Source organism: Desulfovibrio subterraneus, assembly GCF_013340285.1.
GTDB classification, from domain to species: Bacteria; Desulfobacterota; Desulfovibrionia; order Desulfovibrionales; family Desulfovibrionaceae; genus Halodesulfovibrio; species Halodesulfovibrio subterraneus.
This window is the reverse complement of sequence record NZ_BLVO01000004.1, coordinates 227,096-241,055: the sequence shown is the minus strand read 5'-3', so window position 1 is coordinate 241,055 and position 13,960 is coordinate 227,096. Positions and strand designations below refer to the sequence as shown.

The 13,960-nt window shown below is 56.0% G+C and carries 18 protein-coding genes; 4 read left to right on the top strand and 14 right to left on the bottom strand.

Annotated features, from left to right (window positions below; genetic code table 11):
- Positions 1-94: 94 nt before the first annotated feature.
- The 3 genes from HUV30_RS01560 to HUV30_RS01550 all read right to left on the bottom strand — a co-directional run bounded on the left by HUV30_RS01560 (position 95) and on the right by HUV30_RS01550 (position 2,795).
- Positions 95-889 (bottom strand): ABC transporter ATP-binding protein, encoded by a 795-nt coding sequence (locus HUV30_RS01560; RefSeq protein WP_174403638.1) that lies wholly within the window; start codon positions 887-889, stop codon positions 95-97.
- A 3-nt stretch (positions 890-892) separates the two neighbouring features.
- Positions 893-1,777 carry an ABC transporter permease gene (locus tag HUV30_RS01555; protein ID WP_174403637.1) on the bottom strand — a complete coding sequence of 295 codons (885 nt, stop codon included), beginning with the start codon at positions 1,775-1,777 and terminating at the stop codon, positions 893-895.
- A gap of 67 nt (positions 1,778-1,844) precedes the next feature.
- The gene (locus HUV30_RS01550; RefSeq protein ID WP_174403636.1) at positions 1,845-2,795 is read right to left on the bottom strand and encodes an ABC transporter substrate-binding protein; all 951 of its coding nucleotides are present in this window, start codon (positions 2,793-2,795) and stop codon (positions 1,845-1,847) included.
- Between the two features lie 330 nt (positions 2,796-3,125).
- Between HUV30_RS01550 and HUV30_RS01545 the strand changes: the two genes are divergently transcribed.
- Both HUV30_RS01545 and fliM read left to right on the top strand, forming a co-directional pair.
- A complete protein-coding gene (locus tag HUV30_RS01545) occupies positions 3,126-3,611 on the top strand; it encodes a hypothetical protein (protein WP_174403635.1) in 486 nt (161 codons plus the stop codon).
- A gap of 179 nt (positions 3,612-3,790) precedes the next feature.
- The gene (gene fliM, locus HUV30_RS01540) at positions 3,791-4,771 is read left to right on the top strand and encodes a flagellar motor switch protein FliM (RefSeq protein WP_174403634.1); all 981 of its coding nucleotides are present in this window, start codon (positions 3,791-3,793) and stop codon (positions 4,769-4,771) included.
- A gap of 225 nt (positions 4,772-4,996) precedes the next feature.
- Here the strand turns inward: fliM and truA are convergent, their stop codons facing one another.
- The 10 genes from truA to HUV30_RS01490 all read right to left on the bottom strand — a co-directional run bounded on the left by truA (position 4,997) and on the right by HUV30_RS01490 (position 11,098).
- Complete coding sequence (truA, locus tag HUV30_RS01535) at positions 4,997-5,770, bottom strand: tRNA pseudouridine(38-40) synthase TruA (protein ID WP_174403633.1); 774 nt, start codon at positions 5,768-5,770, stop codon at positions 4,997-4,999.
- Between the two features lie 6 nt (positions 5,771-5,776).
- Positions 5,777-6,472 (bottom strand): MotE family protein, encoded by a 696-nt coding sequence (locus HUV30_RS01530; RefSeq protein ID WP_174403632.1) that lies wholly within the window; start codon positions 6,470-6,472, stop codon positions 5,777-5,779.
- Positions 6,393-6,827, bottom strand: a complete 435-nt coding sequence (gene fliJ, locus HUV30_RS01525) for a flagellar export protein FliJ (protein WP_174403631.1) — start codon at positions 6,825-6,827, stop codon at positions 6,393-6,395. Before fliJ ends, HUV30_RS01530 begins: the two co-directional genes overlap by 80 nt.
- A 92-nt stretch (positions 6,828-6,919) precedes the next feature.
- A complete protein-coding gene (locus tag HUV30_RS01520; RefSeq protein ID WP_174403630.1) occupies positions 6,920-7,672 on the bottom strand; it encodes an adenosylcobinamide-GDP ribazoletransferase in 753 nt (250 codons plus the stop codon).
- The gene (locus HUV30_RS01515; RefSeq protein ID WP_174403629.1) at positions 7,644-8,471 is read right to left on the bottom strand and encodes an SAM hydrolase/SAM-dependent halogenase family protein; all 828 of its coding nucleotides are present in this window, start codon (positions 8,469-8,471) and stop codon (positions 7,644-7,646) included. Before HUV30_RS01515 ends, HUV30_RS01520 begins: the two co-directional genes overlap by 29 nt.
- 139 nt (positions 8,472-8,610) lie before the next feature.
- Positions 8,611-9,252, bottom strand: a complete 642-nt coding sequence (locus HUV30_RS01510) for a redox-sensing transcriptional repressor Rex (RefSeq protein WP_174403628.1) — start codon at positions 9,250-9,252, stop codon at positions 8,611-8,613.
- Between the two features lie 96 nt (positions 9,253-9,348).
- Positions 9,349-9,657: an ATP synthase F0 subunit C gene (locus tag HUV30_RS01505; RefSeq protein ID WP_174403627.1), complete on the bottom strand. Its 309-nt coding sequence runs from the start codon at positions 9,655-9,657 to the stop codon at positions 9,349-9,351.
- Between the two features lie 53 nt (positions 9,658-9,710).
- Entirely contained in the window at positions 9,711-10,412 is a 702-nt protein-coding gene (gene atpB, locus HUV30_RS01500) for a F0F1 ATP synthase subunit A (RefSeq protein WP_174403626.1), read from the bottom strand.
- Between the two features lie 4 nt (positions 10,413-10,416).
- A complete protein-coding gene (locus HUV30_RS01495) occupies positions 10,417-10,851 on the bottom strand; it encodes an ATP synthase subunit I (RefSeq protein WP_243452030.1) in 435 nt (144 codons plus the stop codon).
- On the bottom strand, positions 10,823-11,098 hold the full coding sequence (locus HUV30_RS01490; RefSeq protein WP_174403625.1) for an AtpZ/AtpI family protein: 276 nt from the start codon (positions 11,096-11,098) through the stop codon (positions 10,823-10,825). Before HUV30_RS01490 ends, HUV30_RS01495 begins: the two co-directional genes overlap by 29 nt.
- 193 nt (positions 11,099-11,291) lie before the next feature.
- On the opposite strand from HUV30_RS01490, the gene HUV30_RS01485 reads away from it, so the two are divergent.
- Together HUV30_RS01485 and HUV30_RS01480 are read left to right on the top strand one after the other, a co-directional pair.
- Positions 11,292-11,765: a pyridoxamine 5'-phosphate oxidase family protein gene (locus HUV30_RS01485; RefSeq protein WP_174403624.1), complete on the top strand. Its 474-nt coding sequence runs from the start codon at positions 11,292-11,294 to the stop codon at positions 11,763-11,765.
- A 98-nt stretch (positions 11,766-11,863) separates the two neighbouring features.
- Positions 11,864-13,381: a PilZ domain-containing protein gene (locus HUV30_RS01480; protein ID WP_174403623.1), complete on the top strand. Its 1,518-nt coding sequence runs from the start codon at positions 11,864-11,866 to the stop codon at positions 13,379-13,381.
- 102 nt (positions 13,382-13,483) lie between these two features.
- Here HUV30_RS01480 and HUV30_RS01475 read toward each other — a convergent pair whose 3' ends face one another.
- Positions 13,484-13,960 carry a cytochrome c family protein gene (locus HUV30_RS01475; protein ID WP_174403622.1) on the bottom strand — a complete coding sequence of 159 codons (477 nt, stop codon included), beginning with the start codon at positions 13,958-13,960 and terminating at the stop codon, positions 13,484-13,486.

Sequence of the window (13,960 nt, the reverse complement as noted above, 5' to 3'; positions counted from 1 at the left end):
CAGGAACGTTAGGTTCCTGCCCGGCGGGCCAAAACTATCAGAAATGTTTTTGCCCACAGTGTTTCTCAGCACCTTGGGCTGCATGGCGCTGCGGCTAGCCGAGCAGCAGCCTGTCCGAACCCATGGCTTCGCCCCGCAGGGCATAGAAGCGCTGCAGCAGGTTGTCCACGGTGAGATTCTTCTTTTCCTCGCCGGCAACATCCAGAATGACCTCTCCGCGGTCCAGCATGATGAGGCGGTTCCCGAAGGTGAGGGCCTGATGCATGTTGTGCGTGACCATGAGGGTGGTGAGGTGCTGGGTTTCGACTATGGTGTGGGTCAGTTCCAGAATCTGGTTGGCGGTCTTGGGGTCCAGCGCAGCCGTGTGCTCGTCGAGCAGCAGGATGTCGGGACGCACCATGGTTGCCATGAGCATGGTCAGCGCCTGACGCTGCCCGCCGGAGAGCAGACCGGCTGTGTCCTTGAGGCGGTTTTCAAGGCCGAGGCCGAGCGTGGCAAGCTGTTCGCGGAACCACGGGCGGTCTTTGTCCTTCACCCCTTTGGAAAGCCCGCGCGGTTTGCCGCGCTTCAGGGCCAGTGCCATGTTCTGCTCAATGGAAGCCGATGCGCAGGTACCCTTGAGCGGGTCTTGAAACACGCGGCCGATAAAGGCCGCACGGCGATATTCCGGCCAGTCGGTGATGTCTTCGTTGTTGATGCGTATGGCACCGGTGTCCGGCTTGAACCCGCCCGCAACACAGGTGAGGGTTGTGGATTTTCCTGCGCCGTTGGAGCCGATGACGGTTATGAAGTCGCCTTCATTTACCGTCAGGTTCAGGTTGTTCAGCGCAAGCACCTCGTTGATGGTGCCTCTGTTGAAATACTTGGTGATGTTGTCGAGTACCAGCATGGCTTACTTCCTGAACCGGCTTTTCAGCTGGGGTGAAACAAGGGCTGCGATGACCAGAATGGCCGTGATGAGGTTCAGGTCACTGGGGGTGAAGGAGAAACTGCCCAGCTTGAGGCCCAGTGCCAGCGCAATGGCAAGACGGTAGGCCACGGACCCGAGAATGGCCGCGATCATGGCGCGGGCCACGCTGCGGCAGCCGAAAAGTGTTTCGCCGACAATGACCGAGGCAAGACCGGCCACAATGGTGCCCACGCCCATGTTCACGTCGGCAGCGCCCTGATTCTGGGCGACCAGCGCGCCGGACAGGGCGGCAAGGGCGTTGGAAAGGCCCACACCGAAGATGATGACCGTGTGCGTGTTTACCCCTTGCGCGGTGATCATCTGCGCATTGTCACCGGTGGCGAGCAGGGTGAGCCCCAGTTCCGTGTGCAGGAACCAGACAAGGGCGACCACGGCAACGGCACAGAAGCAGGCAAAGAGCAGCGGTGCGGACATGTGCGGGGGCAGGCCGAGGTTGCTTACGGAATCCAGCACGGTGTCTGTACCCAGCAGGGTGAGGTTGGGCTTGCCCATGATGCGGATATTGATGGAATAGAGCGCGATCATGGTCAGAATGGAGGCAAGCAGATGCAGAATCTTGAACTTGGTGTTCAGAATGCCCGTGACCATGCCTGCCAGAAATCCGGCTCCCATGGCCATGAGCAGAGAAAGATAGGGATTGATCCCAGCAGTAATGGCAACTGAGGAAACAGCCGCGCCGAGCGGCAGCGAGCCGTCGACAGTGAGGTCGGGAAAGTCCAGCACGCGGAAGGTCAGATAGACCCCCAGTACCAGAAGCCCGTAAACGAACCCCTGTTCGAGGGCTCCGTAAAATGCATACCAGGTCATATTCTGTTCTCGAATGGCAGAGCGGGGGCATGTTGCCATACCCCCGCCCTGTTGATGCGTTGTATGGTTACTTGATTACCTTTTCGGCTCGGGAGAGGACGCTTTCCGGCACGGTTACGCCCATAGCCTCGGCAGCCTTCAGGTTCACGTGCAGAGAGAGTTCCTGCAGAGATTCGACAGGCATGGTGGAAACATCTGCCCCGTCAAAGAGAATGCGCTTGGCCATGGCACCTGTCTGGTAGCCCAGCTTGTAGTAGTCGAAGGCAAGGGCCGCGATGGTGCCGCGCTCGACCGAGTCGTTGTCGGCAGCATACAGGGGCAGCTTGTTCTGGCGGCAGACCTTCACCACGGATTCCAGCGCGGAAATGACGGTGTTGTCCGTGGGCAGGAAGATGGCTTCCGCACGGCCCACAAGGCTCTTGGCAGCCTGATAGATACCGGCGGAGTTCAGCACGGTGGCTTCTTCAAGCTTGATGCCTGCGGCATCGCAGGCGGCCTTGAGCAGTTTGACAAGGGTTACGGAGTTGGCTTCGCCCGAGTTGTAGATAACACCAAGGGTCTTGATGCCGGGATGAAATTCGCGGATGAGGTCAAGCTGGCGTGCCACGGGCAGCATGTCGGAGGTGCCGGAAACATTGCCGCCGGGGTGCTCCATGCTTTTCACCAGTCCCGCACCCACATGGTCGGTCACGGCAGTGGCCAGAATGGGGGTGCCGTGAATTTTCTGGGCGCATGCCTGTGCAGAGGGCGTGGCAATGGCAATGACCAGATCGGGCTGCTCACCCATGATCTGGGCGGCTATCTGCACGGTGGTGGCCATGTTGGCCTGTGCATTGTGCACGTTGAAGGTCACGTCCAGTTTGTTGTCCCTGAAGTAATCCTGCGTGCCTTTGAGCACGGCATCAAGCGCAGGGTGTTCGACAAACTGGCTGACGGAAATGACCTTTCCGGCAGCGGACGCCATGACCGGCACGAGGCACAGCATGGTAACCACAAGGCTGAGAATGATGCGTTTCATGGGGTGCGACCTCTCTGGGCGGTAAAAATGCTTGAAACCATATGCAAATTGTTCGAAATGACAAAAAATGACAAATTCGATTTTATCCCTGTGGCACAGGTTCTACCGCATTTGAGTGGTGGGTCAAGTGCAATGTTGAGGGTTGTGCTGCAGCGCGCGGCAGGTGCCATGCAGATGGCAGCAATGCTCCCGAAACCGCGCGTGGCTTGTGAACGGAGTGATTATGCACTTGCTCTTCACATATGATATCTGGTAAAAGTCTAGAAATTGTAACAAAGTGAATAGTCCGCAGACCGTACATGTCCGCCAGGTCGGGTAAGGGGTGGCTCCATGTCAATGCTACTTGGCGTATTTATTGTTTTTGTGCTGATTATCGGCGTTGCCGGATTCGGCTATCAGTCCACAACAGGACTTACGGAAAAAATTCAGATTCAACGTGCTCGAAAGCAGCAGTTGAAACTGAAGTACCGTGAAACAAAACAGACGCTTACAGACCTGAAGGAAATGGAGCTTTCTCTGACACGCCAGCTTGACGGCGTGGATGATTACAGCATAGGCGCTCTTACCGAGGGCGGCGACCTGATTACCGGGGTGCAGAAACCTGCAGCGCGGAAGCGGAACACGACAGCGCAGCATACCATTGTGGACGTTCTGCTGGCGGAAAAGCTGTTGTCACCGGAAGATCTGGCAAAAGCCGAGAATTATAAGCAGCAGTCCAAATCGCCCTACGAAATAGATGAAATTCTTTCCCTGCTCGGATACGTCAATCCGGATGTCATTCAGCGTATCAAACGTCGATATCCCAATCTTGCCTAATTAATCCGAAGAGTTAAATTATGTATGGATGTGCCGGGGTATGTCTTCTGGCACCAAACATGCATGATTGTTCATGGAACCGTGTCCATGTCAAACCGCCAACATCGAAGCGCGCTTGACCGTTGGGCGTTGCAGGACGTAGGGTATTAGGCACTTAAGTTTACGGAGCATTGCGGCTTATGAACAAGATTCTTGCCCAGGACGAGGTAGATGCCCTTTTACGGGGTCTGTCCGGCGGAGAGATAGAAAGCGAGACCGATATTCCGGAGGATGACTCCGGGATCGTTCCGTTTGACCTTGCCAACCAGGACCGCATTATCCGCGGCCGCATGCCTGTTCTGGAAATCGTGAACGACCGCTTTGCGCGGCTGTGCACGAACGCCCTATCCAACACCATCCGCAAGCGTGTGGAACTGAACCCCATATCCATTGATATGACCAAGTTCGGCGATTTCATGCGTTCGCTGCCCGTACCCACCAGCATCAATATTTTCAAGATGGAGCCGCTGCGCGGCAATGCCATTGTGGTTGTCGACTCCCGTCTCGTCTTCGCACTGGTGGAGAACTTTTTCGGCGGAGCAGGCTCGCAGCCGAAGATTGAAGGCCGCGAGTTTACCCGTATCGAGCAGGCCATTGTGGACAGGGTTATCAAGATCACGCTCGATAACATGGAAGAGTCGTGGCGGCCTGTGCACGAGGTCAACCTTGAACTCGTGCGTTCGGAGATCAACCCCCAGTTCGCAGCCATTGTGCCGCCCAGCGATGTTGTGGTTGTCATCACCTTTGAAGTGGAACTGGAAACGGCCATCGGCTCGCTTATCATCTGCCTTCCCTACGCCACCATCGAACCTATCCGTTCCAAGCTGCACGCCAGTTTCCAGACGGAGCGTCTGGAAGTGGACCACGCATGGGTTGCGCGTCTGAAGGAGCGTCTGATGGAAACCCCGGTTGAAATGAAGATTCGCTTCGGGGAAACCAAGATTACCGGCAACCAGCTTCTGCGTCTGAAGATAGGCGACGTGCTGCTGCTGGATACCGACACGGATGACCTGCTGGAAGGTACCGTGGCCGGCGTGCGCAAGTTCTGGGGCATAAGCGGCACTGTGAAGTCGAACAAGGCCTTCCAGATCATCAAGGAAGAAGAGCCGAACTACACCTAGTCTGCGGCAACGAATTTCAGGAAAAAAAACACCCCGACTCACATCGGGGTGTTTTTTTTGTAAATGACAAAGTTCAGTTTTTTGAAAATAAAACAGACTTCAGTAAGCCGCGGCTGATGCTAACAAGACATAGTTGCCCGCTAACATCGGGTGCAGGGGGATTATCCCCCTGCCCGCCGGAGGCGAAAACAAAAAAGGGTTTTCCTGCACAAAAAGGGAGTCGGCCTAATAATAGACTTGGGTGAGACTCAGCCCCTGTGCCGGAGCCGTGCAGGGGGCCTTGGTCCGGTCGCAGGCCGTGAGCAGGGCCGGCACGTCGTCCGGCGAAAGCTTGCCGGTACCACAGGCGACCAGCGTGCCCATGAGGTTACGCACCATCTGCTTGAGAAAGCCGTCCGCCTCAAAGCGCCACGTGAGCTGCATGGGCGTGTCTTCCGTGGGAACGGTGCCCAGCGGCGTTCGCGTGATGCCGAGAATGGTGCGCACGGTGGTTTCAATGTCCGTACCCACGTTCTGAAAGCTTGAAAAGTCGTGCGTACCCACAAGGTGGGCTGCTGCGGCGTCCATGGCGGCCACATCAAGCGGGCCGGTGGCCCATACGAAGGGAAAAAGCCGTGGCGGGGTGTATCGCTTGCTGAGCCACAGGGAATAGGAATAGGCCTTGCCCGTGGCGTCCTTGCGGGAATGGAAATCGTCTGCAACCTGTTCCACGGAAAGCACGGCAATGTCGTCCGGCAGCATGGAGTTGAAGGTGCGTTGCCAGTCCATATCCAGCTTTGCCTCGGGAATGTCGAAGTGCGCGACCTGCCCGTCGGCATGCACGCCCGAATCTGTCCGGCCGCTGCCGAATACGCGGATGGGGCTGCCTGTCACGCGTTCGACAATGCGCTCCAACTCTTCCTGAATAGTGGGCTGGGGGCGTCGGGAGAGTGTGTTCTGAATCTGCCAGCCGCAATAGTTTGTGCCAACGTAGGCTACGAGAATCTTGAGTCGTGGCATGGGAACCTATTCAAAAGGCAATTGCATTCTGGTCAGGGCCTCGGAAAGACGGGCTGCTTTATCCGGCTTGACGAAGGTGAGAATTTCACCGGCCTGTCTGCCGCGCATACCGGCCAGAATACGGACGGCAATGCCCTCATCAAGAGAACTCAGCACTTCGGCAGCCTGCTTGGCCTTCATGTTGGAATATACGTCCACAAGGTGGCGCATCTTCTTGTCCTTGGCTTCTTCCGCGTCCTTGAGCATGGTCTGCATGCGGGTTTCCAGCGACTGCAGGTTCTGTATCTTCTGGTCCAGCTCGTTTTGCAGGCGGTTGAGTTCCTGTTCACGGCGGTTCAGTTCATCCTGCTTCTGCTGCAGCGATTCCCACGTCAGGGAATCCTGCGCAGGCTGTGCGGGTGCGGTTGCGTTGGCTGCAAAGGCCGGGCTTGCAGCCATGGCCTGCGAGGCGGCAACGGCGGCTGATACCGGCAGGCCGGATGCTGCGGGTGCGTTGGCAACCTGCGCGACCGAACCTGAAGGAGCGGAAAGGAAGGGGATCTGCCAGCCGGTCAGGTCCAATGCCAGAGTGGCAAGGATGACAAGCTTGAAAACAACCGCCAGCGCGAGCAGCTTGCAGAGTCTAAACAGCCTGAGGCTTGTACCGAAGCGTTGCTGTTTCGTCGAATTGCTGCTGTTCTTTGAATCGTTCTTCTTTGGCATGTCGTTTGGCCTGATTTTCCTTCAGTTTGTCCAGAAGCTTGCGCTCCTGCGATTTCTTGACAAGATTCTGACGCGCCTTGTTCAGTTCCTGCGCCAATTGCAGCAGTCTTGACTCGGCGGTGGCGACATCCAGCGTAAGGGCCTGCACAAAGTTGCGCAGCAGCCACAGTTCGCTCGGGTTGTTGGTCTGATACAGCTTGGGCTCGTATTCGGCAAGTCGCTGGCGTAACCCATTCACACGTGCCACATGGGCATCATAACGCTGCTGCGCCTGGGTAAAGGCCATTTTTGCCTGATCTTCCAGCTGGTTCCGGTAGTCGAGAACCTGCTGCAATTTGAACTTGTACGGAGCCATGGTGTATCCGGTGCTGATGTGTCTGTGTGTCACGAAGCCGACAGTTCGGCATCTGGTGCATCATATAGCAGGGATCATGCCGGAAAACATGATTACGCTAGAGAAAGCAGGGCTCCCAGCATAGCGGAGAGCTCTCCCCAGATAATGGCTGCCCCGAGAAAATCACCGTTCAGCCCGTTCTGTCTGCGCGAAAGGCGGAGCAGGGCCGTAAGACCGGCCGCAGCGATAACGCAGGCAAGAGCAACGGGTTTGGCGCCGCACAGCAGTATTCCGGCAAGCAGGGCAAGTAGCGCTTGAAACGCCACAACGGGTTTGGTGGCGCCGATCAATGAAAGCCTGCCCAGTGTGGAGGTGGGCGGCGGGGTGCCGAGCATGGCAATGAGGGCGGCTGCCGCTCTGCCGAAGCCGGGGGCCCATATAAGAGCCATCCACAGCGGGGAACCCAGCAACTGGCCTGTAAAGAGAATTTGACCGCCAAGCCCCATGACAAGGCCGATGACCCCGAAGGCGCCGATATGGCTGTCCTTCATGATGGCCCAGAACTTGTCACCCTGCGCGCAGCTGCCCCACGCATCCCACAGGTCCGCCCAGCCATCCCAGTGCAGAGCGCGGGTGAGCCATATGGACAGGGCTACCCACAGCCACCCTTGCACCGCGCCGTTTGCCTGTCCGAACAGAAGGTGGAGCGCCAGCGTGACAATAGCACCGACAATCAGTCCGGCAAGGGTGAAGTGCCTGACGGCGGATGCCATTTCTTCGGTTGTGAACAGGCGGGCAGGGCCGAGCCGCGTGAGAAAACCCATGGCGGCGGCAAAGCTATTTGTTTCGGTTTGTATATTGATCATCCGGTGAGAAGCTGCTGATGAGGGTTATGGTGTCTCCGAGGTCTACCTTAAGGTGCTGAGCTGCGGAGGCGCCGTTGAGAACCAGTTCAAGATTGCCCTGACTGCCTGCGATACACCCCAGGGTGTTACGGGGCAACTGGCCGAAGGTTGTGGTCCGCAGAATTTCCAGCGGCGGCGAGAGTCTGAGTAACAGATCCGGCCATGATGCGAGGCGCTCGAACCATGGAACAATGGGCAGGTTGAGCACCACGTTGCCGAAGGTGTCTATGTGCTGCACAGTGCATTCCACTGATCCGTCTGTTTCTACCGGCACAATCCAGTCCGGTGTATGCAGTTCCGAGAAGTGGATGGGAGCGCCAAGTTCGGCAGGGGATGCTCCTCCGGCAAGGCGGGCCGCCAGCGGGCAGAAAATGTCGCGACCATGAAAGGTGGCGGAAGCGTCAGGGAACTGGTCCGTGTCCATGATGTGGCAACCGGCACCGGGATATTCAGCGAACAGGGGGGTGAGCAAGCCGTTATCCGGTGCCAGCACGTGCCGGTTGCCTATGCTGGCACAGACTATACGCCTGTCAGTTCCCACGCCGGGATCCACCACACATATGAAAATACTCTTTTCGGGAAAGTGCATGAAGCTGGCGTTCAGAAAGTATGCGGCCTGCATGACTGCCTGCGGGCGAACTCCGTGGCACAGGTCCAGCACAGGGCTGTGTGGTGCAAGCGAAGCCAGCACGCCTTTCATCTGTCCCACATAGGGGTCTATGTGGCCGAAGTCAGTCAGCAGCACTATGGGAACTGGCATGCTTCCTCCCTGTCCTGTCCTGTCCTGTCCTGTCCTGTTCTGTCCGGTGCGGCAAGCCGCCCGGAGAAATGTAAAGGCCCGACCGGCTGAATATACCTGTCGGGCCCTTGGGCGTCAAAACTGAAAGCGACACCGTGTGCTAATCGGTCTTCCCGAACGTGATATTGAACGAAAGAGCATACAGATGATGGAATATGTCGACATACTCCACATTGATATCACCGGGTACTGTAATACGCGCCGGGGCGAAGTTGAGTATGCCCTTTATGCCCGCTTCAACCAGATGGTTGGCGGCACGCTGGGCACGTTCCGGCGGCGTGGTAATGATGCCGATTTCGGCACCGTTTTCACCGATCTTCTCTTTGAGGCGTTTGGTGCAGACAACCTCCAGTCCGGAGATTTCTTCTCCGATCTTGAACGGGTCGCAGTCGAATGCACCGACGATGTTGAAGCCTCTGAGACGAAATTCCTTGTGGTTCAGCAGGGCACGGCCAAGGTTGCCGACCCCGATGAGCACTGTACGCCATTCCCGGTCCACACCAAGCGCGCTGGTGATGGACTCGATCAGGCTCTTCACGTAGTAGCCCACACCTCTGACGCCGAACTCACCGAAGTAAGCCAGGTCCTTGCGAATCTGTGACGCGTTGACGTTGCAAGCTTTGGCGAGCGGCTCGGAGGATATGACTTCAGTGCCTTCTCTCAAAAGGTTTTCCAGCACTTGCACGTAAACGGCAAGACGCTGGATTGTGGCTCTTGGGATATGGTCGCTTTTTTGTGTCATGGGCTAAGTCTTCTTGATTGTGAAATCATTCCCAATTTTAAACCGGAAAAAGGAGGCCGCCGGGCGGCCTCCTTATCAGGCACGTATTCCGGATGCTTACTTGGTGAGGAGCATCAGGTTAACAACGAGAGCGTAAATGGCCAGAGATTCTACGAATGCCAGGCCGAGGATGAGGGACACGGTGATCTTGTTGGAAGCTTCGGGGTTGCGGGCGGTGCCTTCACAAGCAGCCTTCAGACCGAGGCCCTGACCGATACCGCAGCCGGCAGCGGCAATAGCCATGCCCAGAGCGGCGCCGAAGTATACCAGGTCGCCGAAAGCGTTTGCGCCTTCAGCAGCGAAAGCCATAGCAGCAACGGACAGGATGGCAACAGTGTTCAGAGCAATCATCATGAACTTACGCATTGTACTACACTCCTAAGATTATTATGTTAGTTGGTCTAAGACCATTTCCCCCGTTAATGGGCGTGTTCCAGAGAACCCTTCAGGTAAATCATGCCGAGCATGAACCAGATGAAGGCCTGCAGGCACTTGGCGAGCAGGAACAGGAAGTAGATCGGAATAGTACCGAAGATAGGTGCGAGAATGAAGAACAGTACCAGCACGATTTCTTCACCTCTGATGTTACCGAAAAGACGGAGCGTCAGAGAGAGGGGACGTGCAGCGTGGGAGATAAGTTCCAGGGGCAACATAAGCGGAATGAGCCACCAGAAGGGGCCGCAGAAATGCTTGATGTAGCCGACACCCCAACGCTTGATACCGATCCAGTTGTAGTACGCAAAGGTGAAGAGAGCCAACGCAGCGTTGGTATTCACGTTCGCTGTAGGAGCATCGCAACCGGGTACCAGACCGAGAAGGTTATTGAAGAGGATGAAGAAGAACAGAGCGATAAGGACGTGAAAAATCTTGCGACCGTCTTCACCGATGTTACTGACGACAAACTCTTCCAACCCGCCGATGATAACTTCAAAGACGTTCTGGATTTTGCCGGGCACCATCTTCACCTTTCCTCTGAGCAGGAAGGCGAAGCTGAACAGAATTGCCATGGCAATCCAGGTATAGAACACATGCTTGAACTCTACGTGAGCTCCGTTGATGGTGACATAGTCCATCCCCGTGAGGGTGGACCATAGCACCGGATGCGGCAATCCACCTGCCATATCCTCATGCCTCCTTGATTTTCCGCTCTGCTTTTCGGGATATAATCCCTACGAGCATGGTTGCCATACAAGTGGCTAAACCTGCCACGAGCGCCGAACTTGGAACCCTGAGCTCAATAATCAGCCCGAACAGGATGAGTCCGGTAAGCATAAGCCGCCCATAAAATCTGAACAACAATCCCCACAGCATTTGCCGACTGTAGCTCTGCAGTATGACCTGCTGGATGAACCTAGCCAGCGAAAAAAAGCTGTATGTACCCAGAATCACGCCCACCGCGAAACTGATCGGCCACATTGTCAGCCAGACCGTGAGGACCCCAACCAGAGCGGAAGCCATGCTTAGCAGGATCTGCACCTTGAGAATGGACCTGATTTCCGGCAACCTGAAGCCTTTGGCATACAGGTGCTTTTCAATCTTCTCGCCCGTATCTCTCAGCATCTTGCTTATCCTGATTTCTCATGATCTTCCGTGTGTCCACATAGACCGCCCTGAATCCGGCAACGATGCCGAGAAGAAGGCAGATTATGAACAGCCACGGCTTAGTCCCTAACCAATCATCCAGAAAGTAGCCTGCGCCTGCCCCCACAGCAGGGTGTGTGACCATATGTGTACCCATCGTTCCGACGGTACCCATTAAGTCGACATACTTTTTGGAGTTGATTTCCTTGTCTTTCTTGATGATCATTCTTAGAACCCCGTTGAGAACCCCGGACATGCCTGCATTCACCATAGGGCACTTCGTGCAATCATTCACAAGTTGCATCGGTCTATCATGCGATATGAAGACCGTCAACGGTTGAGGAACATCGAGAGCACTTTTTTTCACACATTTCACGAGAGTAAGCAAGCTGATCGTTCAAACAGCAAAAGGAAAAAATATGCGTCGCAAAGACAGAAACGTGGATTCCGTAGAAGAAAAAGAGCGCATCCTTGCCGAGGCGCTGCATATGACTTTGGCCATGCAGGATGATACTTCTGCCGGTGCTCCCTATCAGGTGCCGCTCAACCACGTCTATCTCGATGGGAACATCTATTTCCATTGTGCTGCTGCCGGCAAAAAGCTGGACTGCATCCGCGCCAATCCCAATGTATCTGTCAGCGCCATCAGTACAGGGCGTCTGGTTGTTCCTGAAAACGCCAAAGCGTGCGATATTGGTATGGCTTTCGAAAGTGTCCATGCCACAGGGGTTGCCACGGTTCTTGAGCAGGGCGATGAGCATCGGCGCGCACTGGAGGCCCTTGTGCGCCGCTACGGGGGGGACCCGTCAACGATGTCGCCTGCGGCCATGAAGGTGACAACTTTGGTCAGGATAGCGATTGGCGTCATGACTGCGAAACGGGCTAATATGTAGCCGTTCACTAACGAAGGAGAGGCATGGACCTTCTCGGAGTGACGTTGTATAGGGGCATTACGGGGTAACGCAATACTCTATCCGAGTGCGGGGCACGCATGTCCAGAATACTGAAAATACTCGTTATTGAAGAGCAGCCTGCCATTAGAGAAATGCTACGCAAGGGTCTTGACGGTATGGGGCAAGTGCGCTTGCTGTTTGCTCCTTCCGTCAAGGGCGGCTTTGTGGCGCTCAAGAAAACTCCCTTTGATATTCTTATGTTGAGCGGCTCTGTTGCAAGGCGGAACGATTATACCTTACTCAAGGCCATTCGTGCCGATGCGGCGCTCGGCAGCCTGTCTGTCATGGTCATTTTGCCTGAATGTGGAGCCGAAGATTCCCGCAAGGCTGTTGATGCCGGTGCGGCCATGTGTCTGGCCGTTTCTTCTCCGGAGGATGTGAAAAAAGGTGTGGCCTCTGTGGTGCGCAGCCATGTCCGGCCCGGGGCACACGTGGCTGAATCTGTTCCGGAAGCAGGGCCGCCAGACCCAATTGATCCGGAAGAGGATGCCCGCAGATTGTTCCATGCCGGTATGCAGCTGCTTGGCAAGAAGCTGTATGGCAAGGCCGCCAAGCTGTTCCTTGCCGCGCTCAAACGAAAGGCCGCCTTTCCGGAAGCTTTGCTTTCTCTGGCAGAATGTTCTTCGAAGATGGGCGACTCTGCCAAGGCGTATGTCTTTCGCCGTAAGGCTGTTACCGCCCTTGCCAAGCAGGGGCGCGTGTCAGAGGCCGGTAAGGTCGTGCGAAGATTGGGGCCGGCTTCCGAGAATTTGCCTGAAACGGCCAATCTTCTGCTGGACGTGGCCCAGGAATTGAACGAATGCGGGTATGCGGACAGAGCTTTGGCGGTGCTGGAGTCTGCCGCGGAACAGGAAGGTGATGGCGCGAACGTGTTTCGCGAAGTGGCAGCGGCCTATCTTTCTCATGAGAGTGATAAACGTTCACTTCCGAATTCTTCTTCCGGCACCTTGTCGGCTGACGAGTTGAACACATTGCTCAGAGACCCTCAGCCCCAGACCGGGGCAGTCAGCAAGAGCAGCGGCACAGCGCTGTGTCAATCTGATGGGGGAGACCTTGCGGAAGTTCTTTTCGGCGAAGCCGGACCCACGAAACGGTCAGGCGCTGCATCCGGGCCGAAAGCATTGATTGTGCAGGACACTCCGCAGGTGGGGTGGAAAGAGAAAAGGCGACACCCCAGAATTCCTCTTGCCGACTTTTTCATTGGTGCAGGCAAAGGGCGGGACGCTCTGACCGTTATAGACATCAGCATGGGCGGAATCTGCTTCAAGGCTGATGAAGGCATGTTTGAGACGGGGCAGGTGTTTCGTTTTCACCTTATGGATACGATAGATGTGCGGCTGAAGAAGGTGCAGGCCGTGGTCCGGTTTGTGGGAGACGACAGGGTTGGCTGCCAGTTCCTGGAATTGAGCGAGAAGCAGACAGCCCTTCTCACTGAACTGATACGGCTGGAAAAGAAAAAGATTCTTGATGCCGGCGGGAGTATTGATGAGGTGGAAGACCTTTCCGGTATAGAGCGTGACTCTTCCGGCAAGATTGTCATCAAGGTTGACTGGTGACGGCCTGTCCGTTTTTTGTCCGGCTTTGGGCTGCCAACCGCAGCCTTTAATGCGGGCAGATTAAGTAAAATGAAAAAGCCCTCCTTGCGGAGGGCTTATTTTTTAGTGTGCGCCGCCGTGGAGCAGCGGGCGGAATCCGAAACTTTTCACCCTGTCCTCATTATGGCAGGTCAGGCATTCGTTCATCTCCGGATTGTGGATAAGTGACGGATCGCCGCCTGATTCCACATGCTCCGATCCCGGTCCGTGGCAGACTTCGCATCCGGCATCGCTGAGATGAGGCGTTTTTTCAAAGCTCTCAAACCCGCCGGGCTTGCCATAGCCCGTTGTGTGACAGCCATAGCAGCTTTCAAGTTCGCTGCGGGTCAGCTTGGGCGCCATGATCTTCACGCTGTGCGCTGATTTGGCTTTCTTAGCGTACTTCTTGAACTTGTTGTACTGATCTTCGTGGCATTCGGCACAGGCATCGGTGCCCACATAGGTGGACTCTGCCCGAACGGACAGCGGGTGGGCTGTCCACAGCAAGGCACCAATCAGGGTGGCTGCTGCGAGCGACAGGGGAATACGCAGACGGTTCAT